This is a genomic window from Pelagibius sp. Alg239-R121, from assembly GCF_947331435.1.
Lineage (GTDB): Bacteria > Pseudomonadota > Alphaproteobacteria > Kiloniellales > Kiloniellaceae > Denitrobaculum.
Genome location: NZ_CAMZOF010000001.1, coordinates 741,190 through 762,172, shown reverse-complemented (window position 1 = coordinate 762,172; position 20,983 = coordinate 741,190). Strand labels below are relative to the sequence as shown.

Below are 20,983 nucleotides of genomic sequence, written 5' to 3'. Positions count from 1 at the left end.
TAGCGGAAATGGGGGAATTTAGCGTTGAGTGACCGAGACCAGGCATCGCAAGACGATCTTCTGCGTGTCGAAAACCTGAGAATTGCCTTCACTTTGCCCGAAGGCAAGCTGGAAGCCGTGCGCGGGGTTTCCTTCCGTATTGCCCGTGGGTCGACAGTCGCACTCGTCGGTGAGTCAGGTTCGGGAAAATCCGTCGTCAGCCAGGCAATCATGGGAATTCTCCCCAAATCCGCAAATATCGAAGGCGGTCAGATTCTCTTCGCCGATCCCGCACAGGGCGGCGCGGTCACAGATATTGCGGCGCTGGCCCCCAACTCAGCCGCCATGCGCGACATCCGCGGCAGCCGGATCTCCATTGTTTTCCAGGAACCCATGACGTCGCTGTCAGCCGTCCACACGGTTGGCAACCAAATCGGCGAGGCCCTGCACCTTCACCAGAAGGTCAGCGGCACGCAGGGGCGCGAGATGGTCATCGATATCCTGCGGCTGGTCGGCTTTCCAAACCCTGTCCGCGCCTACGATACCTATCCGTTCGAGCTGTCCGGCGGCCTGCGGCAGCGTGCCGTCATCGCGATGGCTCTCGTCTGCCGTCCGGCACTCTTGATCGCCGATGAGCCCACAACCGCCCTTGACGTCACAATCCAGGCCCAGATTCTCAAGTTGATCAAGGATCTGCAGAGCGAACTCGACATGTCGGTGTTGATGATCACCCACGACCTGGGCGTGGTTGCCAATGTCGCAGACGAGGTCGTGGTGATGTATCACGGCGAGGTCATGGAGCGTGGCGATCTAGCCGACATTTACGGCGATCCGCGTCATCCCTATCTCAAGGCCTTGCTGCATGCCGTTCCGCGCTTCGACATGAAGCCGGGCGAGCGCCTCCAGCCGATCCGCGAAATCTCGCATGACAGCGGCATCAATCTGGGCGAAGGCATGAAGCCCTGGCCGGAAGACGCCAACGAACCGCCGTTGTTGAAGGTCGACCACATCACCAAGACCTACAACACGCGCAAAGGCGGTTTTTTCACGTCCAGCGAAGAAGCCAAAGTCCTGGCCGTCGACGATGTCAGCTTTGAGGTCAAACGCGGCGAATGCCTGGGTCTGGTGGGCGAAAGCGGTTGCGGCAAGACCACGCTCTCCAAGATCATCATGCGGGCGGCCTCGCCGGACAATGGCGCGATCACTTTCAACGACCGGGGAAAACGCACCGACGTGCTCGGCCTCCAGGGAAAGGACCTGATCGATTTCCGCACCCGGATCCAGTTCGTGTTTCAGGACCCCTTTTCCTCCCTGAACCCGCGCATGACCGTATTCGAGCTGATCAGCGAGCCCCTGATCATCCACGGTATGACCAATCCGTCCGAGCGCGCCGAACTGGTCAAGGAATTGATGCGCGTCGTCGGCCTCGATGTACGCTACCTGCAACGGTACCCCCACAGCTTTTCGGGCGGCCAGCGCCAGCGCATCGGCATCGCCCGCGCGCTCGCCCTGAAACCCGACCTTTTGATCTGCGATGAGCCGGTATCGGCGCTCGACGTTTCCATCCAGGCCCAGGTTCTAAACCTGCTGAAGGATCTGCAGGCCTCTCTCGGCCTGACCTACATCTTCATCAGCCACAACCTCGCCGTGGTGGATTACATCGCCGACCGGATTGCCGTCATGTGCCGGGGCCGGCTGGTCGAGCTGGCGCCCAGAGAGCTGCTGTTCCGCAATCCGACCCATCCCTATACCCAGGCTTTGCTCTCCGCGGTTCCCGAGCCCGATCCGGCGCACCGGCTCGATCTGAGTGCGCTCATGGAAGGCCGGGCGTCAAACCCCGAGACCTGGCCCTATCCCTTTACCATCGACGGCCATACCGAGATGGACATGGTCGATCTGGGCGGCGGCCACTTCGTTCGGGCCCAGCCGGCGGCCGACAATGAACTGCGCAGTGCGGCGGGGGGGGCATAATCATGCTGGGTTATACCGTCCGACGCATCCTCACCATGATCCCGACACTGCTGGCGATCAGTTTCATCATCTTCGTCATCATTCAGCTGCCGCCCGGCGACTTCCTGGAGACGGAAATCGCCGAGATGCAGGCCCAGGGCGAAGCCGTCGATCAGGAGAAGATCGAGTATCTGCGCCGGGAGTACGGCTTGGACAAGCCGTTCCTGGAGCAGTACGCAGTTTGGGTGTTTGGCTTGCTGCAGGGAGACCTGGGTTTTTCCTTCGAGCATCAGCTGCCGGTCAACGAAGTGATCGGCGACCGCCTGTGGCTGACCTTCATCGTTGCGCTTTCGACCATCCTCTTTACCTACGCCGTCGCCTTTCCAATCGGCATCTATTCGGCGGTACGGCAGTACAGTGTGGGCGATTATGTCCTGACCTTCGTCGGCTTTCTGGGCTTGGCAACCCCCAACTTCCTGCTGGCACTAGTATTGCTCTACTTCGCCAATCTCTGGTTCGGAACTTCGATTGGCGGCCTGATGGACCCGCAGTACATCGATCACCCCTGGACCTGGGACAAAGTGAAGTCGGTACTGGAGCATCTTTGGATCCCGGTCATCGTTATCGGCACCTCTGGCACGGCCGCCATGATCCGGCGCTTGCGGGCCAATCTGCTCGACGAGTTGCAGAAGCAGTATGTGGTAACGGCCCGCGCCAAAGGCCTTTCACCCCTGAAGGTGCTGCTGAAGTATCCGCTGCGCATGGCCATCAACCCCTTTATCGCGGACATCGGCAACGTCCTGCCGCAACTTATCTCCGGCGCCGTTCTTGTCTCGGTGGTGCTCAGTCTGGAGACCACGGGTCCGATGCTGGTCCGCGCACTGCAGAGTCAGGACATGTTCCTCGCAGGATCCTTTCTGATGTTTGAGGCCGGCCTCGTTGTCGTCGGCGTGTTTCTCTCGGATCTCGCACTCGCGGTTCTCGACCCCCGAATCCGGCTCGGCGGAGGTGCCACGAAATGACCGATCAGACCCTGCCTCCTCAAGGCCCCGGTTCGACCCAGGACGCTGCTTCACCACAAGAAAGCTCTGGCCACTTCGTCAATCCCGCGCCCTTTGACCCTCTCTCCGTTTCAGCCCTCACGCCGGAACAGGAACGCTACTATCTGGCCTCCCAGTGGCAAATCATGTGGTGGAAGTTCAAACGGCACCGGCTGGCCGTCTATTCAGGCATTGTGCTGCTTCTGATGTATTTTGTGGCCGCGATCTGCGAAGTCGTCGCCCCTTACAGCCTGAACAGCCGTCACATCGACTACATCCACGCCCCGCCGCAATCCGTCCATCTGTTCCATGAAGGCGAGTTCGTCGGACCCTTCGTCTACGGCTACGATTACAATCTCAACATGGAGAACCTGCGGCGCGAATACACGCCGAACCCGGAGAAAGTCGACAAGCTGAGATTCTTCTGTGGCGGAGAAAGCTATCGCTTCTGGGGCCTGATCGAGGGCAATTTCCACCTGGTCTGCGCGGCCGAAGACGGCACCGCCTTTTTCTGGGGCACCGACCGCCTGGGGCGGGATCTGCTCAGCCGGATTTTTTACGGTTCGCGAATCTCTCTGACCATCGGCCTGATCGGTGTAGCGATCAGTTTTGTTCTCGGCACCATAATAGGCGGAATCGCGGGTTATTATGGTGGCTGGGTGGATAACGTAATCCAGCGTGCCATTGAAATTTTCAAGTCCTTCCCGGAACTCCCATTGTTCATGACACTCTCGGCCTTGCTGCCGGTCAGTTGGAGCCCGATCGGCGTGTTTTTCGGGATTTCGGTCATCCTCGGCCTGCTGGACTGGCCCGGATTGGCCCGTGCCGTGCGCTCCAAGCTGCTCAGCCTGCGAGAGGAGGATTTCTGCACCGCGGCCCAACTGATGGGCGCGTCCCCCTCACGGGTCATCGGACGGCATCTGCTGCCCAGTTTCGCCAGCCACCTGATCGCCTCGGCCACCCTCGCCATCCCAACCATGATCCTGGGCGAAACCGCCCTCTCCTTCCTGGGGCTCGGCCTGCGGCCGCCCATCACCTCCTGGGGCGTCCTGCTCAACGAAGCGCAGAACATCAACGTCGTTGCGCTCTATCCCTGGCTGATGCTGCCGGTCCAACCCGTGATTTTCGTCATCCTGGCCTTCAACTTCCTCGGCGACGGACTGCGCGACGCAGCGGATCCCTATAAGTGACTGGCGTTTCTGTCGACTAAGTGAAGCCAGCCCATGACGGCCTGACGTCACTTGGCGACCATCCCGCACGCGGCGGGGAAAGAATGGCGTTAACCTCGTTCTGACCCCGTGGAAAAGCTAATCGCAAAGCAATGGAGCTCCGGTCACGCTACCTTAAATTGAAGATTGTCAGGTTGGATTGCTGCCAACAAGCGGATACTATTTCAGAAAGCCCCTCGTGACGCGTCGAGAATTGGAAGGAGGGTAAACCATGGGTAGAGGTGGGCGCTTTCCAACAGTAACAAAAGCCGAAGTTCAGGCCACTGCGTTAAAAGCACGACAAGCCGAGCAGGCGGCTATGTTTTTAAATAATCCAGGTCCCAACAAGGCAACAAATGAGAAAGGGACGCGAAGCAATCCCCTCGGTTCAGTCATGTGTGGTGGTCTTGGCAAGCAGCACTACGACGTGCGCTACAATGTTCATATCTGCAAATCGATTATCGAGTACTGGGGCCGCAACGCTTATTCGTCGGAGAAGCACGGTACGATCGGATTCAAACTGCCGGACGGCAGAGATTGCGAAGTAGCCTGTCACATCGACATCACAACGCCACGCGATAATGTACTTTGGCACGGGCACATCGAAGGTCCCCATGTCGTTGTCGAGTGGTACAGGATCGCAGATACTTTTGGAATACAGAGGTTGGACGACAACTGTTTTTGGTTGAGTCCTAATGATGTATTCATGCTCTACATTCATACGCGCGATAGTGCCAAAGGGGACGAGAAACCTGGCGATTCCTGGCCTGCATGGCTCATCAAAAGATTTTCAAACCTGATTGTCCTGAAACAGCAAGCAATACTGAATAGGAAGAATCGCCCGGAGGTAGAAAGCGATGACGAAGAAGATTTCTTCGGTGGGCTCGACTTTTGATCGTCGCAGGCGGTTCCGTCGAGAGGAGACGGTCCTAAATCGTCTGGAACGACTTAACTGATCAATATCGTTTTCTTGGAGCAAATGCCGCACAGTGACGCGGGCCAGATTCTCAATTCCGCGAGAACTATTGATTCAAGTCGAGAAGAACACACCTTGTTAAGACACAACTGACGGTTACAGGTTTGAACCAAACGTCAGCGTTCTTCGATTGCGAGGCGTGCACCGAGACCGATCAATACGGCTCCGCTTGAACGGTAGACCCAGGCCAAGGCCTTTGGGTGACGGCGAAACCAGTTCGAAAGCGTTCCCGAGAAGTAACCCACCGGCACCTTGATGATGAAAGTCAGCACTGCAAAGGTAACACCTAGCAGAAAGATCACCTGTGTTGGGTTTTGCGCCGACTCCGGCACAAACTGAGGAAGAAAAGCGAAATAGAACAAAGCGATCTTGGGGTTGGAAAGATTGGAGAAGGCCCCTTGGTAAAAGAGTCTGGCGAGCGATGCCTGGCTTGATCTTTGTGTATTGAGACGGGTCACGCCCGAGAGAATCATCCGCAGTCCCAAGTAAACCAGATACGCGGCGCCAACATACTTGAGCAGGCTGTAGGCCAACTCGGAGGCGGCCACGAGAGCTCCCAAACCAAGCGCCGCCAGCAGCGTATGGCAAAGCAGACCGACGGAAACACCTGCGCCCGTGGCGATACCTGCCGCTGCGCCCTGGCTCATCCCCCGAGACATCACCAGGACCATGTCCTGCCCGGGTGCGAGGATCACCGCCAGGGATGCGCCAATAAAGAACATCCAGGATATCTCGATCATGTCTTCCCGCTCTCTTTCATTGGATCGGTCACGCTATGATTTTCGACCAGAAAACCGCCATCGCCGGCAAGGTCGTAAACCCGAAATCTATGCGGCGCCTCACAGAAGGCGGGCGGGCCCGAGTAAAGCACCGCGCCGTCCTGTATCAGGATGCCGGGATGATAGTGACCTGAAAGAACAGCCCTGACACGCCCCGACGCATCTATTCGCCGCTTGAACTCCGCCGCGTCCAGGTATTCGTAGTGCGCGCCGTTCGAGAGCGTCGGTGGATCGATTGTATAGTGCTGCACATGGATCTGCGGCACATTATGTTGCGGTAAGGTAAGCGCGTCTTCAAAGAGGACCCGTCTTGCGGCAGTCCGGCGCGGTTGCCGGTCTGAACCGAGTTCATCCCAAAAGCAGAAGAACCGAATACCTGCTGCATCGACGAAATCCGCCGCCTCCGGAAAAATCCGGCGGAACAGGGGTTCATGGTCATGATTTCCCGGGCAGACGACGTAGTCTATGCCGGTATCGCTGAGCCACCCCCGAATCAGGCCAAAATCCCGCTCGACTTCGGCCAGCCAGTCTTCGTGAGCCCGACCATCAGGGCTTCCGCTGACGATCACCTCGTCCGGAACATCCAGCAAGTCGCCAGAGATCACCACCACATCGATGTCCAAGTCCGGGAGCTTGAGCGCCAGACGCTCGAGCATCTCAGGCATCGCACGAGAGAGCCGAATTGCAGGTTCCGCCGAGCCCGGCTGGTGATGGCGCAGATGCAGATCGGTGAGGTGAAGAATGCGGGGCATGAAGAAAGGGTCCGATCGTTTGCTTAGAGCATATTCCGATCAACTGGTTAGAGGGTAATTCGCTTTCCTGTTCGGCTCAATCAGGAACGTGCCTGTTCCAGAAGCCAGTCGGCAACTTTTCGGACCGGCCCGGAAAGGGCGGCCGTGCTGGGAAGCAGGAGATGATAGTGCTCGCGGCTCGCCAAAACGGGGCCGGGAAGCCGGATAAGCGCACCAGAGGCGAGATGATCGCGGCAAATCACATTGTCCCCAATCGCCAATCCCAAACCACGCACGGCGGCATCGATGCTGAGATGCGCACGATTGACAAACACATGTGCGGCGGCGTCATCAAAGTTTAACTCCATGGCGTCGAAATAGCGGCGCCACCAGTAGATGCCGCGTTCGTGGATCAAGCGGTGCGATGTGAAAAACGCGCGGTCCCCAGGATCGGGACCAGCGGCCAGCAGCGAGGGCGCCGCAATCGGAAAGGCTTCGAAGTCCAGGAACGGCGTCGCCTTAAAACCGGTACAGGAGGCCGCGCCCCAGGTGATGGCGAGATCCGCATCGCCCAGCACGCTGCGTGGCGGATCGGGCCGGATTCGCACATCGAGATTGATGTTAAGCGCGGTCAGCGTCTCATCGGTTAAAAGAGGCATCAGCCATCGGGTCGCGAGATCGGACTCGATATCGAGGACAACAGTCCCGCGGCCGCCACCGCGTCTAAGCCGCCCGGTGCCGATCTCGAGACCATTCAACGAATCTGCAGCCGTGCGGGCAAACAAACTGCCTTCGCCCGTCAGAACAATATGGCGGGCATACCGCTCGAACAGGGCGACGCCCAGTTCAGCCTCCAGGTTGCGCACGTGACGGCTGACGGCGGCATGACTGACACCAAGCTCGTCCGCCGCCTGCGCGAAGCTGCCATGCCGGGCGGCAGCGTCGAAGGCTCGAATCGCGTTCAAATTCGGGAGCTTACGCATGTGTTGAGTATAACAAAAAGCTTCGCTTGAACCAAAGAATGTCGTTTGAGCACAAGTTGGATTGTCTTTTATAGATGCTCTCACCGAATTTCGACCCTGGTGATCACAAACCGCGTGCGAGCGAAGATGCAAGAGATTCAGACGAACGGACGGATAATTGCGGCCCTGATCTCGGGCGTGCTGATCTATGGCTTGGCAATGGGGACAACCTATCCGCTGCTTGGAGTCCTGCTTTCCGCGGACGTGCCTGCGGTCTGGAACGGTATCAATGCAGCGGCCACCGGTCTCGGGCTTTTGTCCGGCGTTGTCGTGGTGCCGATTTTAGGCAGGCAGTTCGGGGCCGGGTTCACTGCGCTTTCCGGCGTGATTTTGATGGCGGGCTCGCTCGTGATTCTGGCAATTGTCCGCGATTTCTGGGCCCTCTTCGCCGCACGATTTCTACTTGGTTGCGGCGCGAATATGCTGTTTGTCGTTGCGGAAACCGCGCTGAACGTCTTTGCGGAGCCGGCCCGGCGCGGACGCATCATGGGTGTTTATTCGGCGGCAGTCGCGTTCGGGTTCGTCATCGGACCCGCGGTCGTGGCGGTCACGCCCGATACGCCCCTCCTGCTGTTGCTGATCTGCGCCTTCGCAACACTCTGCGCGATCCTGCCGCTCGGGTTCGTGCGTACAGCGGTCGACTGCGCCATCCGTCCAACCTCTGTCACGCGAATACTACCTGCGGTCATTGCCTTTCCCTTTGCCTTTGGTTTTCTGTTTGTGGCGTCAGCCATCGATGCCGTGGTCATCAGCCTGCTCCCCGTCATAGCGCTGGATCAGTCCTATCCGATCGAAACAGGCGTAATGTTCGTAACAATTTTCCATATCGGACTTCTGGTCGGTCAGCCCGCAGTGGGAATAGCCCTGGACCACTTTGGCCGGCGGCAGACGGTTCTGGGATGTTGCCTGGTGTCCCTTGGCAGCACAGCCCTACTGTTCTTCGGTAATCGCTTCGGCTTCTGGCCGACCGCCCTCCTTATGTTCTTTTGGGGTGGCGCGAATTTCGGGCTTTATACCGGGGGGCTCGCGCTGATCGGTGATCGTTTTTCCGGCGCAGCGCTGACCGCCGCAACCGCCGCCTTCGCTGCCGTCTACGCGGTCGCTTCAATCATATCGCCGGTCCTGGCCGGGCAAACGATCGATAGCGTCGGTGCAGAGGGATTCTATATGATCATTGCTGTCATCTATCTGGCCGCACTCCTATGCGGAGCTGCCTTCTTCCGGCCTTTGGAACCAATTCACCACCGGGCTTGATCCCTGCCGAACTTGCTGGAAACGGACCGGCAGCAAACGAGAATTGATCAAAGGAGCAATCGGTCCTGATCGCTTCGATTTAGAACGGCCACTCTCCTCAGAAACATCGATACCATCAGGATTACCGCAGGAATTCGAATAGGAACTACACAGACTTGAACTTGATTGCGATTAACGCGGCGAGCTGAGGGATTGAGCATTGGCGGGCGGCTTCGGCGTCCGCGATGTCCACAGAAAAGAGCTCCGCGATGATTGCCGCGGTCATCCCGCAGTCTGAGTTGCAGTGATGGTTGGCCAGTGTTTCCGCATGAAGCTCCCGGTCCACCCCCCGGGTTCCCATTCTTCTCTTGTGCAGGCTCTTAATACCGGAGCGAGCGCCTTCAATCGTGCTCCCGATGATCGGTATCGCTTTGGCGCTTTTGCGCACCACCTTCTTCTTCTTCTTCGCAATGACATAGGGCAGGATCGTGTGTGCGATGGCCGTATGTTTCGGACCTGCGGCCCCAAAACAGGCAAACGAACCCGAGTTCGCCTGGATCCTCTCCAGCCCCCGGATATGCTGTTGGGTCTTGTAAGCTGATCGGATATTAATGGCCGAAGAGGTCAGTGTCAGTGCCGTGCTGGCGACGAGTATGCCAATCGGGCCTGCCGCGAGCGTGGCGCCAGTGGCGACAGCCATCCATCCCATAGTAGCGCCAGTGGCGACCCCCGTGCCGATGGATGCTCCTGTCAAGCCAACCCTCGCCGTGCCCTTCGCCACTTGCATCGCGGCTCTTCTGCGCGGGTTGGTGCCGAGGGTCGAGCTTGCCTTGGGCTTGGCCGTGGGCTGAACCTGTTGGATCTGGTGCCAGCTCCCTCTTCGTTCCGATTGGTCGTCATCATCGTCGTCGTCGTCATCGACTTCTGCGGTGACAACCAGGTCTTCGATCACTGCGCTGATCACGTCATCATTGGGCATAGTCTTTTAATCCTCAAATGCACATCGACCGCCGTGTCTCATCGTTGTCGTCGCCAAACCTTCGGGTTTATCAATTCCTTACAAACAAAAACATCTGTTTTCAGGCCAGCGCAGATTAAGCAAAAAGCACACTTTATGAGCAATTTAAAGTTTAATTTCCATGTCAAATAATGCTGCTTGAATAGGCGCCTGTTTTATCGAGTGACGCAACGATCTTTGACCTGTTTCGTCCGCAAACCTGTGGCGCACGGTCGTTCTCGACGGAATTCCCTTAGAACGTATTTTACATTTCAACTATATGATCTTTAGGTTGATTCTCACTCTTTTCTTACTCGGAGATAAGCAATCAGACGCTCGGAATGACAAACTTTGCCCAAGACTCGAACGGTGCACAAAAGTGCCCTGGTTGCTATTTGAGAATTCTCCATCTGGTAGAAATTGAGCCGCAGCAGTCCGAAGCTCTCAAATCCATGCGTTCGGCACTAGGCTTTCAGTCAGAGACCTTCAGTCTGAAACCACAACCAGATCGAGCGGCTGGGAGATACCGTCGACCTCGGCGGCGGGCAAGCTGCGCTTGTCGCCGTTCGTCGGAACGTAACCCTGCTCCAATGCCAGATGATAAGTTTCGGCATCGGCGATCAGGCGTGTACCGGCCTTCTTGTTGAATTTCTCCAGCTTTGCAGAGAGATTTACCGCGTCGCCGATCACCGTATACTCGAGCCGGGTCTCGTCGCCGACTGCGCCGAACAGAATCTGTCCGGTGGCAACCGAGCCATTGATTTCCGGGCAATACTCGCCGGCAGCTTCGCGCTCGGAATGCCAGCGGATCGAGGCAGCCGCAACGTCGTCCAACGCGCGCATTGCATCGGCAGCGAAGGTCTCGGACGGTGCTGAGGCACCAAAGGTCGCCATGATGCCGTCACCCATGAACTTGTCGATGCTGCCGCCGTGTCTCTGGATCAACGGCACCATGCGTTGCTGGTACTCAGCAAGCACGCCCATCACAACAGACGGTTCTTCCTGGCTGGCCATGCGGGTAAAACCGCGCATGTCGAGATTGACGATAGCCGCCTGCCGCATCTCACCGGTACCGGCCGCAACACCTTGATCGGCAGCCGTGATCTTGGCGGCGATTTCAGGGGCAAAAAAGCGGGATAGCTCCTTGGCTGCCAGGCCTTCGCTCACTGAACGCACCAGAAGCGCCCGACCCCGCCGCAGTGCCACCGCCAGAATCACGGCGACCACCAGGATCGAGATGATCTTATCGAACTCGGCCCCCAGCAGGATCGAGTTGGAGGTCATGTATTGCACGTAATCCCGAGTGATCATGGTATCGACCGGATCAACCTTGATTACATAGAGGATAAGAATCCCCCAGCCCGCAGCCGCGGCGATGCCCGCCAGGAGGACGAAGCGTGCCTCAAAACGCAGCGCGCGCAAAGCAATGAAGATAAAGACGTACAGCAGCGTTGGTGCCTTGAGATAAAAAGACGCGGGCTGCTCGTATTGCAGATGGAAGCTCCATATCAGCACCATCAGCAAGGTCATGTCGAAAAAGACTGAAACGGCCAGCGACCAGGACGGCAGTCGGGTCTTATGCGCCCAGACGATGCGGATCACAGTCAGAACAAGGTAAATCGCCAGCGCCCAGGGCACCGGTGCGAAATCAACATCTTCGGAAAAAACCTTGGGGGCCGCGAAGTAGAGCCCGCCGAAGGTCACGACGACTGTCAGCTGAACCCAGCCGATCAGACGTTCGGTCGCGTCTTCCTGATCGCGGATCGCCTGGCTAACGCGTTCCGGCAGCACCGGTTCACTGGATTTGCGTAACCAATCTAAAATGCCCAAATGTCTTGCCCGTTTCGCCGCAATCGCGCTTGTTATTGTGTTGAGAGTCTGACCGTTTTTCGCTGCATTCGTGAAGACGTAAATCAGCCTCTTCTTCATAGTGTTAGCGGCCGACTCACGTCCCAGATTGTTTCAATTCAGAACGATCGCACTCTAGAGATATCGTCACCGGAAGTGGCCTTAGCTGAAGGCGCCAAGTTAGAATATCTGAGCCAAGGCCTTTTCCATAACCGCCAGTACCTGCACGCGGCCGCCAACTGAACTCTTACCATTGAAGTATAAACGACTACTTGATCACTTGGCGTCAGTTTGTCGTGACCTTCCGTGACCGTAAGAATTTGACCAAGGTAGGTCCTTGGTCATGAGGATGAGTGTGATTTTAGTCGATAGCCGGACAGGTTTTGCGCAGCCAAACGGCGGACTCGATTGCCTCATTCGGCAGCTCCAGCGCCCCGACAGCCGAGGACGCAACCTCTTGGGCCATCCGGCTCACTGCGAAATGGCTGGCAAATATCAACTCCCAGCCGCCCGATCCCAGCAGCGGAATAACCCCGAGCTGTTCGTTGTATCCGCGCCAATCCCAGGATGCCGGATAGTCATCAGGCAGAAAGACATCGTGGATCTGTACCAGCACACCCGCAGGCAACGCCGGCAGGACGCGCCCAAACAGCACGTCGACATCGCTGCCGGGCATCAGAATATGACTGGAATCGATCATCAGGAAGTCGCCGTCCTCAAGTTCGGCAAAAACTTCGGTACCCGCTTCGTGCAGGGTTTTCTTGATCAAGTGGACCGGTAAGCTGCCGAGATCCGCGCGTGGTGCGGGATCGATCGCCGTGACGCGGGTATCCAGCCCGGCATCGGCAATCGCCCGGGCGACAAAGCGCGTCGAGTGCCCCGAACCAACCTCGATGATCCTTTTGGGCGCCAGGTTCCGCACGAGGCTGTAGGCGGTTGCGGCGTCCAGGCGCGGAAACCAGGATTGCCGCCAGCGCGGTTGGGGCGGCGCATCGGGCCCAATCCGCTCGAAATCCGCTTTGAAAGGAGCCATCGAGGCAAGAAACGCGGTAAATGCCGGCCTGTGCTTCTCAAAAAGCGTCTCAAGCGCCGAATAAGTATGTCTTTCGCCGGCGTCAGGCAGGCTGGCGGCATAGCGATAGGGAATGAAAAAACCGCGTCGTGCGAAGTTGAACAGGGTCAGCAGCCCGAACCAGAGGCGCCGGCGGCGTACGCGCCCAGGAAGCGGCTTACGCGCCGATGCGTCCTGGGCCGTCCCAATCGCGCCCGAAGGGGCCGAGGCTTTTCCCGAATCCGATTGTAACGTCACGGATGGAGAACCATGCCTTCCTGAGCCACGACGGTCCCGGGCCGACTTTCATCTGCGTCTTTCGCGACCTGATCCATGAATTCATCGTTATGAGCCGGGTCATGGTGAAAGACAACCAGCTGGCCCACACCGGCGCGATCACAGAGGCGGGCGCCCTCCTGCCAGGTGGAGTGGCCCCAGTTTTTAAAACGGGGGAACTCTTCATCCGTGTAGGTGCAGTCATAGATCATGATATCCGCCCCCTCGATCAGCTCCAGGATGTTGCGGTCGGGCTGGCCATCGACGTGTTCCGTATCGGTGACATAACAGATCGACTTGCCGCCGAATTCCACCCGATAACCCGTCGCGCCGTTCGGATGGTTCAAGGGTGCGGTCTTGATGTGCACACCGGGGCGAGGCTCCAGAACGTCACCGGCATAAAAATCGTGAAAAGTCACATTTGCCGCGAAAATCTTGGGCGGCACCGGAAACAGCGGCGCGGTCATGAAGGTGCAGAGAACATCATGCAGGCTATGTTCGGGCTGAAGATGGCCCGCCCAGTAGCGGATGCGGTTCTGCTTGTTGAAATTGGGTTTGAAAAACGGCAGGCCGATGATGTGGTCGTGGTGCGTATGGGTCAGAAAGATATCGGCTTCGAGCTGTGCCAGGGTACAGAGGTTCTCTCCAAACGGCCGCAAGCCCGTGCCGGCATCGAAGATCAGCACGTGATCGCCGCAGCGCACCTCCAGACAGGACGTATTGCCGCCGTAACGCCGGTGGCTATCGCCGGGACAGGCGATCGAGCCCCTAACACCCCAGAAGCGGACATAAAACTCGGAGTTTTCGGCCAATTCGACAGTCTTCCTTTCAACCCTCAATCTTATTTAGGCGAACGGAAGACGCATCCCAAGACAAATCTGGCAAAATTATGGCGAAAGCCGACTCGCGCGGTAAATTTGGCTTGAGAGTCACAGTGTCGTGAACGGGAACCGGCGGATCTTAATCCGGCCCCGATCGCGAGGTCTTCACGGTGGTCACAAGATAAGACCGGCGATCATGGATGGCTTCACGGTACCAGCCGGTAACCGCCAGGCTCGGTGACCAGAATCTCGGCGTTCGACGGATCGGCTTCAATCTTCTGGCGCAGGCGATAAACATGCGTTTCCAGGGTATGGGTGGTCACGCCCGCGTTGTAACCCCAAACCTCATTTAGCAGGATATCGCGTCCAACGACTTTGCTGCCGTTGCGATAGAGGTACTTCAGGATTGATGTTTCCTTCTCGGTCAGGCGGACCTTTCGCTGGGTCTCGCCATGGATCAGGACCTTGGCACTTGGGCGGAAGGTGTAGGGACCGATAGTAAAGACCGCATCTTCGCTTTGTTCGTGCTGGCGCAGCTGCGCCCGCAGGCGTGCCAGCAAGACACCAAGGCGGAACGGCTTGGTGACGTAGTCGTTCGCCCCCGCATCCAATCCAAGGATCGTGTCCGCATCGGACTCGGCGGCCGTCAGCATGATCACCGGCGACTTGACGCCATTGCGGCGTAGTAAACGGCAGACCTCTCTGCCATCCATGTCCGGCAGACCGACGTCCAGCAGAATTGCATCGAAATGATCGTTTTTCGTGATGTCGATTGCGGCGGCACCGTTATCGACCTCAATGGTCTCGAACTCTTCGTGCAGGCGCAGCTGTTCGCCCAACGACTGGCGGAGTGGATCATCGTCATCCACCAGGAGAATCTTTTTACCGACCGCAGCCACCATTGATGACGCCCCTCTGTGTTCTTTTTCCTGAAATACCATTGCACGAGGCCCTATTCAAGCAGGCGACGTATTGCGTGCCCCGTGAACCAGCTCTCGGTATTCAGACAGGAAATTTAATGCATAGGATTACAGAATCGAATTGCTACCAAGAACGTGAGTATAGCCTGTTTAGCGCTCTCACATTTGGGTTAATTGATGTCGTCCGCTTACCGGCTCAAGTGGTATTACCTCAAGAAATCATGTCGAGGACCGCCAGATACAAGGGGTGGTCTCTTTGAGCGAGCCGGTCAGCCGCCGAAAAATGGTTATCTCCCGGCAGGTTAAGGCCTCTGCAGGACAATCCTTTTTGCGCCCAGGCCTCGACGTAAACCCCTTGCTGACGGATGAATTCCCGGGTCTCTTCGGCACCGACGGCACAGATTAGGGGCGCTGCCTGTTCAGGTACAGTTCGGATCGGGCTCTCACTTTCCACGATCTCGGGTGAAATCTGAAGCTCGTCCTGCTGCAGGCTGGCGGCCACCGCAGCTAAGTCGTAGACACCGGAAACCGAGCAACCGCCCTTGATGATTGTCGTCGGCAGGCCGAAAGACGCCGTCCAGACCGGGTTCATCGCCATTGCCGCCAAATGACCGCCTGCGGAATGGCCGGCGACGTAAAGTCCGCTGGGATCGAGACCATAGTCGCCGGAATGCTGAACCAACCAGGCCAGCCCGCGCTGCACCTGCCCCACCATTTCGGCGATATCAACGGTCGGGGAAAGATCGTAATTCAAGGACGCAAAGGCAATCCCACGTTCGAGATAAGCCGGGGCCAAGTAGCTGAAATCGCCTTTGTCGAGTGACTTCCAATAGCCGCCGTGAATGAAGGCAAGCAAAGGAAAGCCATCGCCACGCGCCCCCTCCTCGTCTTCGGCCGGAAGAAACAGATCAAGTTTCTGGCCCTCACTCTCGCCGTAGGACAGATCAATGTGACATCTGCAGGCCTTTCTAACTTCCAGTGAGTCCCGTCCCCAACGATCAAAATAGTCCTGATGCTCCGGCCAGCGGCCTCGCAGGTTCATTTCCCGATCCAACCCGGCCTGGTCGTAATCCAGGAAGACTTTTGCCGTCATTGCCCCTCACCCATCTCAAACACCCCCCGTCACGCGCCGTTCGTTAGCCTAAATCCCGCAGTCCGCAGCGTTCCGCCGCTTGTCTGAAGACCGGGTTCAACCCATGTTAAAGGCGTAAGTTGTGGATCGACAATCGATTACGAAAAAACAACTGTCTCTTGACCTGGACAGCGGACGGTGACATGACGCCGGTGACTCCGTAAAGTGTCGGTGTACTTCGTAGAGTAGCGAATGAAGATGTCTGAATTGGTTGCCACCAAGACCATCCTTGCCGCCAACGCGCTGCAGTCCGTGGAGCGCGCCGTCGCTGATTTGCGTCGCGGTGCCTGCGTGCTTGTCTATACAAGTGATGGTTTCGCGGCGCTTGTCCAATCGGCCGAGACCCTTTGTGATGCGTCGCTGGCGCAACTACGATCCCTGACATCCGAATCAGCCAGCGGCACGGATACCTCTCCACGCCTGCTGTTAACCGCCCGCCGTGCTGCGGCCATTGGCTTCGAAGAAGCCCGCGCCCTGATCCCCGTCGGCGGCGTCTTCGCATTGTCGCTCGACAACGATGCCATCGAAGCCAGTGCCATCCAATCGCTTGCCGACCCGACCGACGAGCCGGGATATGACGTTGAAGTGCTTCGGCCTCGGGTCACCATGGCGCCCGCTGCCTTGAGCGAAAGCGCCATCGACCTGGCGAAACTCGCGCGCCTCTTGCCTGCCGCCGTCATTGCGCAGGTAGCCATTGGAACCAGCACTCCAGCCACGGCAGTGGCAGCGAACAGCCAGACGGTGCCGGTTCAGGTTATCAATGACTGGGCGGCGCAACGCGACTTGCTGACCGTAGCAGGCCAGGATATTGCCGATTACCGCCTCGGTGCGGCACAGGCCTTGACCAAGGTCGCTGCGGCAAAGATCCCTTTGGATCATGCCGAGAATACAAAGGTCGTCGCCTTTCGGCCGAACGACGGCGGCATTGAACACCTCGCCCTGATCATCGGCGATCCCGACCCTGCCACACCTGTGTTGGCCCGCATGCATTCAGAATGCTTTACCGGTGATCTACTGGGCAGCCTGCGTTGCGACTGCGGCGACCAGCTGCGCGGCGCCATCAGGACCATGGGAGAAGCCGGATCCGGTATTCTGCTTTATTTGTCGCAGGAAGGCCGAGGGATCGGCCTGATCAACAAGCTGCGCGCCTATGAGCTCCAGGACCGGGGCGCAGATACTGCCGAAGCCAATGAACAGCTGGGCTTCGACGCCGACGAGCGGATCTACCTTCCTGCGGCAGAAATGCTGCGCCAGTTAGGCTTCAAACGGATCAAGCTGCTGACTAACAATCCACAGAAAGTGACAGCGCTGGCCCGCTGCGGCATTTCCATCGAGGAGCGCGTGGCCCATCACTTCCCCTCCAATGGTCACAACCAGTTCTACCTGGAAACCAAAGCCGCCCGTTTCGGCCACTATCTCTGATCTCGAAGACGGTCTGACCCATTCGCTAATCATTTCGGATGTGAAACAGATTAGAGTGTCCTAACCGAATCAAGCCATTGAACGCGCCCCGTCCGAAACGCCAAAGATTTCGCGCTGCCCCGAGACACCGCGCAACAGATGAAAACCAAGCGATACAAACCTGCCGCCGTCATCTCCGATAGCCTCAACAAAATTTCCCGATATCAGCAGGTTCCGATCAAGTGGCCCACAGAGCGCCTCGATCCGGCTTGCCTCATTGACCGCCGGTCCGATCACTGTAAAATCGAGCCGGTCAGCCGCACCCACGTTGCCGTACATGACATCGCCAAGATGGAGTGCAACGTCGAGGGCCATCGTCCCCTCACCCTGCAACTCGAGCTCACGATTGAAGGCTGCGACCTGCGAGCTCGCGATGCCTGCCGCATTCAGCGCCGCAGCGCAGACGTCTTTCACCGAGTGACCGGCTTCCAATGCAAAGGTTGCAAGCAGCCCGTCACCCAGAAATTTTAGAACCTGCCCGCCATACTGTTCGACCGGCAGCACGATACAATCAAAATATCTGTTCAACCGCTCCACGACGATCTCTCTTGGGAGCGCGTCCGTAGCCGCGGTAAAACCTCGAAGATCCGCAAAAAGAATAACGGCATCAATGCTCTCGACCGACCCGCGGTTCACCTTACCTCGCAGAACCTGGTGGCCCGCATCCTTACCCAGATAAGCCTCGGCAATGTTGACGGCCACCTCCTGCAGCGACGCTGATTTAAGCGCGAGAGCTAGGAGCGGTAAGAGTTCCCCGCTCCAGGTTAGGTCTTCATCGCTGAACCCGTCCTTAAAGTCCGTTGCGCAGGAGAAGAAAATACCTTCGATAGATTGGAAATCCTGCTGTTCCGCAAAGCGGACAATGGTCGCGGCATAATCGGTGTATCCCTGCGCCCGGAGATCCGCAACGAAAGGAAAGTCAACCTCCAGGGGGCGCCCGTCCAGTCGGCAACGGATCGCTGTTTTCGGCCCATGGACAAGGTGGTAGATGGGGCTGCGCAGAAATTCGTCCGACTCTGTCTCTCTGTGCACATGGACTTCCCTCGAAAGCGAACCGTCCTTTGCGTTCCATACCAGGGTATGGGCGCCATATTGCGGATGGAGCGTCCGCAAACTGACGCTGGCGCGGCGCAAGGGGTGGCCCGCCGCACGCAAACGCTGACAGAAACCAGCGACAATGACATCGAGTGGCGCGCCGCGCAGGCCTTGATCGAGAATCCAGGCGCTGATGTCTTCATGGTTATGCTCTGCCAACCACACCTCCAATGTTCGAAGACCAGCTGAGACTATAGGCCTGATCGTTACTGCAAAAAACCAAGGCGCAACAAGATTCCCCTGAACGAACCCGCCATCGAACGGCCAGCCCATCCTTTCGTGAAGCCGAAAGTTTCATTTGAAACAAATCACGTACCGATTTGACGCACTGCAAACACTATGGCGAGAATCGCACCATAGACGGCAAAATCTACCCGGCCGCTTCTGCCGCGGACCGCGCATTAACAAAAATGACGGCGTAATATCAAACGTTTGGTGTTGGTCCCGTTCTTGCAGATTACGCCTTCAGGAAGACCTGGAGTCCTTTTACCGAGACCGATATGAATGTAGAGCGCGCCGATCCTTCATACACTGCCTGGGACAAGCGGATTGTTTCGAAATTCCGCACGAATCAACCCTCTACTTCGGGCAAGACACCGACTGTTGCCCTGGCAAGCCCCCAAGAAGCACCAATACCCAAGCCGGAGCAACGGTCAGGAAATGGCTTTCAGACTGCCTTGTATGCCAACGATCGTGAGCGCGCTTACGATACGAGCTGGCGTACCACAGCTGCTGCCACAGGGTCGGGCCCGGCAGCGCGTGATCCAAACAATGAGGACTTTGGGTTCTGGGATTTCATCGACATCATCAATCCTCTGCAGCACATTCCGGTCGTCTCAACCCTGTATCGTGAGTTAACTGGGGATGAAATCTCCGCGCCGGCAAGAATCATGGGCGGCGCCCTTTATGGTGGCCCTCTAGGCTTTGCCGCCTCGATCGGCAATGCCGTCCTGGAAGAAGCCACCGGTAAGGACGCGGGAGAAATGGCGCTGGCCATGGTTCTCGAGGAGGACACAGCCGGCAGTGATACGGCGATTGCCGAGGCGGTGCCGTCTGTCGAAGGAACGCAACAGGCTGTCGCCATTCAATCAGCTGCCAATCAGACACAGAGTGCGGCGGCCGAGGCTCTGCCCGAGGAAACGGTGGCTGACCCACAGGAAAATGCCGGACCGGCAGCGGTTTCACAGATGGTGGCCAGCAATACTGCGCTGCAAGCCCTCCTCAAGGATATGGGACTTACTCAGGCCGCAGCGCCAAATACCAGTCCGGTGGGAGCGACAAGCAGCGCAGAGCGGATAAAGACAGCGACAGCCTCCACGCATGTGAACGGCATGTCAGATCCCGCTGCAGTGGATGACGCCACACCTGATATCGCTGCCGCCACCCGCCCCGTCGAGCCGAAATCCCGCACCGAAGTTGCCAATGTACAATCCCGTCCGGATAACCGGACTGAAGCAACGGAGCGGCGAAAAAGCTTCCCGATCGATCCTAGCCGTTACTTAAACGCGCGCGGCACAGCCTCTGTTGCAACAACGGCCAATCTCTCAGAGGCCGCCGTGGAGAACGAAGCAGCATTGAGCGCCACAAATTCCCAGACACTTACCGGCGAACTCTCTGCCACAGCAGTGAAATCTACGCGCGGTTCTACTAATCCGGTTACCCCTCTGCAGGCGAGTTTTGCTGACCGAATGCTCCAAGCGCTCGACCGTTATCAGGCAATGAGCAAGAACCGGGGTTCGCTGCCCGACGTGGCATCGGCTGGAGGGCAATCACCGAACGATCTGGCAAGAGAACCGCGGGGCAGGACACCCGGTGCTATTTGATTAGCGATGCTCAGCCGTCCTTCACTAAAACACGGCGTTGATACCTTTCATTAGCGTCGGATATAACTTTTAAATGGACCTGATCGTTGAAGAGTCGAAACTCGGCCTGCAAGCCCGCTTCGGAGACCGGACATTCCGCTGTGCCGTCGGACGGACAAACTTTATCCCGGCAGATCAAAAGCGTGAGGGCGATGGCGCCACACCAATCGGCCGTTGGCGCATGTGCCGTGTGCTGTATCGCCCCGATCGGGTCGACAAGGTGGAAACCCGCCTGCCGTTAGCCGAAGTCACCCCAAAAGACGGATGGTGCGATGCCCCCGAAGACCCGCTCTATAATCAACAAATTGTGCTGCCTTACAGCTCTAACCACGAAGTATTGTGGCGAGATGATCAGCTCTACGACGTCATTGTCGTGTTGGCGCATAACAGCGAGCCCATAGAACCAGGTCGTGGGAGCGCCATCTTTCTCCATGTCGCCCGAGACGGCTATAAGCCGACGGAAGGCTGTGTGGCTCTTGCAAGGCAGGATTTACTGGAGGTTTTGAGAGAGGCAGATTCGGAAGCTGCTGTGGTCGTCGCACCGAGGGGCGGTACCGTCTGATTGCACTCTATCTATATGGACTGGGAGCCTCTCATCAGCT

18 protein-coding genes are annotated in these 20,983 nt (G+C 57.7%); 8 read left to right on the top strand and 10 right to left on the bottom strand.

What is annotated here, in order from left to right:
* Nucleotides 1-24 precede the first annotated feature (24 nt).
* The 4 genes from QMZ18_RS03285 to QMZ18_RS03270 all read left to right on the top strand — a co-directional run bounded on the left by QMZ18_RS03285 (nt 25) and on the right by QMZ18_RS03270 (nt 5,072).
* Nucleotides 25-1,950, top strand: a complete 1,926-nt coding sequence (locus tag QMZ18_RS03285) for an ABC transporter ATP-binding protein (protein WP_282604797.1) — start codon at nt 25-27, stop codon at nt 1,948-1,950.
* Nucleotides 1,951-1,952: 2 nt separating this feature from the next.
* Nucleotides 1,953-2,951: an ABC transporter permease gene (locus QMZ18_RS03280; RefSeq protein ID WP_282604796.1), complete on the top strand. Its 999-nt coding sequence runs from the start codon at nt 1,953-1,955 to the stop codon at nt 2,949-2,951.
* Nucleotides 2,948-4,159 carry an ABC transporter permease gene (locus QMZ18_RS03275; RefSeq protein WP_282604795.1) on the top strand — a complete coding sequence of 404 codons (1,212 nt, stop codon included), beginning with the start codon at nt 2,948-2,950 and terminating at the stop codon, nt 4,157-4,159. The genes QMZ18_RS03280 and QMZ18_RS03275 overlap by 4 nt, the downstream gene beginning before the upstream one ends.
* 250 nt (nt 4,160-4,409) lie before the next feature.
* Entirely contained in the window at nt 4,410-5,072 is a 663-nt protein-coding gene (locus QMZ18_RS03270; protein WP_282604794.1) for a hypothetical protein, read from the top strand.
* 197 nt (nt 5,073-5,269) lie between these two features.
* Here QMZ18_RS03270 and QMZ18_RS03265 read toward each other — a convergent pair whose 3' ends face one another.
* From QMZ18_RS03265 to QMZ18_RS03255, 3 genes are all read right to left on the bottom strand, one after another.
* Nucleotides 5,270-5,893 carry a LysE family translocator gene (locus QMZ18_RS03265; RefSeq protein ID WP_282604793.1) on the bottom strand — a complete coding sequence of 208 codons (624 nt, stop codon included), beginning with the start codon at nt 5,891-5,893 and terminating at the stop codon, nt 5,270-5,272.
* Complete coding sequence (locus QMZ18_RS03260) at nt 5,890-6,684, bottom strand: metallophosphoesterase (protein WP_282604792.1); 795 nt, start codon at nt 6,682-6,684, stop codon at nt 5,890-5,892. The genes QMZ18_RS03265 and QMZ18_RS03260 overlap by 4 nt, the downstream gene beginning before the upstream one ends.
* A gap of 80 nt (nt 6,685-6,764) precedes the next feature.
* A complete protein-coding gene (locus tag QMZ18_RS03255; protein WP_282604791.1) occupies nt 6,765-7,628 on the bottom strand; it encodes a LysR family transcriptional regulator in 864 nt (287 codons plus the stop codon).
* Nucleotides 7,629-7,772: 144 nt separating this feature from the next.
* On the opposite strand from QMZ18_RS03255, the gene QMZ18_RS03250 reads away from it, so the two are divergent.
* A complete protein-coding gene (locus QMZ18_RS03250) occupies nt 7,773-8,939 on the top strand; it encodes an MFS transporter (RefSeq protein WP_282604790.1) in 1,167 nt (388 codons plus the stop codon).
* Nucleotides 8,940-9,084: 145 nt separating this feature from the next.
* Here the strand turns inward: QMZ18_RS03250 and QMZ18_RS03245 are convergent, their stop codons facing one another.
* The 6 genes from QMZ18_RS03245 to QMZ18_RS03220 form a co-directional block, all read right to left on the bottom strand.
* Nucleotides 9,085-9,897 carry a hypothetical protein gene (locus QMZ18_RS03245; protein WP_282604789.1) on the bottom strand — a complete coding sequence of 271 codons (813 nt, stop codon included), beginning with the start codon at nt 9,895-9,897 and terminating at the stop codon, nt 9,085-9,087.
* Between the two features lie 504 nt (nt 9,898-10,401).
* Complete coding sequence (locus QMZ18_RS03240; protein ID WP_282604788.1) at nt 10,402-11,745, bottom strand: adenylate/guanylate cyclase domain-containing protein; 1,344 nt, start codon at nt 11,743-11,745, stop codon at nt 10,402-10,404.
* 379 nt (nt 11,746-12,124) lie between these two features.
* Entirely contained in the window at nt 12,125-13,072 is a 948-nt protein-coding gene (locus tag QMZ18_RS03235; protein WP_282604787.1) for a class I SAM-dependent methyltransferase, read from the bottom strand.
* Nucleotides 13,069-13,902: an MBL fold metallo-hydrolase gene (locus tag QMZ18_RS03230; protein WP_282604786.1), complete on the bottom strand. Its 834-nt coding sequence runs from the start codon at nt 13,900-13,902 to the stop codon at nt 13,069-13,071. The genes QMZ18_RS03235 and QMZ18_RS03230 overlap by 4 nt, the downstream gene beginning before the upstream one ends.
* Before the next feature lie 215 nt (nt 13,903-14,117).
* Entirely contained in the window at nt 14,118-14,813 is a 696-nt protein-coding gene (locus tag QMZ18_RS03225; protein WP_282604785.1) for a response regulator transcription factor, read from the bottom strand.
* A gap of 229 nt (nt 14,814-15,042) precedes the next feature.
* Nucleotides 15,043-15,924, bottom strand: a complete 882-nt coding sequence (locus QMZ18_RS03220) for an alpha/beta hydrolase (RefSeq protein ID WP_282604784.1) — start codon at nt 15,922-15,924, stop codon at nt 15,043-15,045.
* A gap of 231 nt (nt 15,925-16,155) precedes the next feature.
* Here QMZ18_RS03220 and ribA point away from each other — a divergent pair, with 231 nt between their 5' ends.
* Nucleotides 16,156-17,385 carry a GTP cyclohydrolase II gene (gene ribA / locus QMZ18_RS03215; protein WP_282604783.1) on the top strand — a complete coding sequence of 410 codons (1,230 nt, stop codon included), beginning with the start codon at nt 16,156-16,158 and terminating at the stop codon, nt 17,383-17,385.
* 69 nt (nt 17,386-17,454) lie between these two features.
* Here the strand turns inward: ribA and QMZ18_RS03210 are convergent, their stop codons facing one another.
* Complete coding sequence (locus QMZ18_RS03210) at nt 17,455-18,678, bottom strand: adenylate/guanylate cyclase domain-containing protein (protein WP_282604782.1); 1,224 nt, start codon at nt 18,676-18,678, stop codon at nt 17,455-17,457.
* A 341-nt stretch (nt 18,679-19,019) separates the two neighbouring features.
* Between QMZ18_RS03210 and QMZ18_RS03205 the strand changes: the two genes are divergently transcribed.
* Entirely contained in the window at nt 19,020-20,342 is a 1,323-nt protein-coding gene (locus tag QMZ18_RS03205; protein WP_282604781.1) for a hypothetical protein, read from the top strand.
* Nucleotides 20,343-20,415: 73 nt separating this feature from the next.
* Complete coding sequence (locus QMZ18_RS03200; RefSeq protein WP_282604780.1) at nt 20,416-20,943, top strand: L,D-transpeptidase; 528 nt, start codon at nt 20,416-20,418, stop codon at nt 20,941-20,943.
* Nucleotides 20,944-20,983 lie beyond the last annotated feature (40 nt).

Bases quoted from the DNA above. Each gene is read 5' to 3' on its own strand.
- QMZ18_RS03280 (WP_282604796.1), top strand. From the start codon at position 1,953: ATGCTGGGTTATACCGTCCGACGCATCCTCACCATGATCCCGACACTG.
- QMZ18_RS03275 (WP_282604795.1), top strand. From the start codon at position 2,948: ATGACCGATCAGACCCTGCCTCCTCAAGGCCCCGGTTCGACCCAGGAC.
- QMZ18_RS03270 (WP_282604794.1), top strand. From the start codon at position 4,410: ATGGGTAGAGGTGGGCGCTTTCCAACAGTAACAAAAGCCGAAGTTCAG.
- QMZ18_RS03265 (WP_282604793.1), bottom strand. From the start codon at position 5,893: ATGATCGAGATATCCTGGATGTTCTTTATTGGCGCATCCCTGGCGGTG.
- QMZ18_RS03260 (WP_282604792.1), bottom strand. From the start codon at position 6,684: ATGCCCCGCATTCTTCACCTCACCGATCTGCATCTGCGCCATCACCAG.
- QMZ18_RS03250 (WP_282604790.1), top strand. From the start codon at position 7,773: ATGCAAGAGATTCAGACGAACGGACGGATAATTGCGGCCCTGATCTCG.
- QMZ18_RS03245 (WP_282604789.1), bottom strand. From the start codon at position 9,897: ATGCCCAATGATGACGTGATCAGCGCAGTGATCGAAGACCTGGTTGTC.
- QMZ18_RS03225 (WP_282604785.1), bottom strand. From the start codon at position 14,813: ATGGTGGCTGCGGTCGGTAAAAAGATTCTCCTGGTGGATGACGATGAT.
- QMZ18_RS03220 (WP_282604784.1), bottom strand. From the start codon at position 15,924: ATGACGGCAAAAGTCTTCCTGGATTACGACCAGGCCGGGTTGGATCGG.
- ribA (WP_282604783.1), top strand. From the start codon at position 16,156: ATGAAGATGTCTGAATTGGTTGCCACCAAGACCATCCTTGCCGCCAAC.
- QMZ18_RS03205 (WP_282604781.1), top strand. From the start codon at position 19,020: ATGAATGTAGAGCGCGCCGATCCTTCATACACTGCCTGGGACAAGCGG.
- QMZ18_RS03200 (WP_282604780.1), top strand. From the start codon at position 20,416: ATGGACCTGATCGTTGAAGAGTCGAAACTCGGCCTGCAAGCCCGCTTC.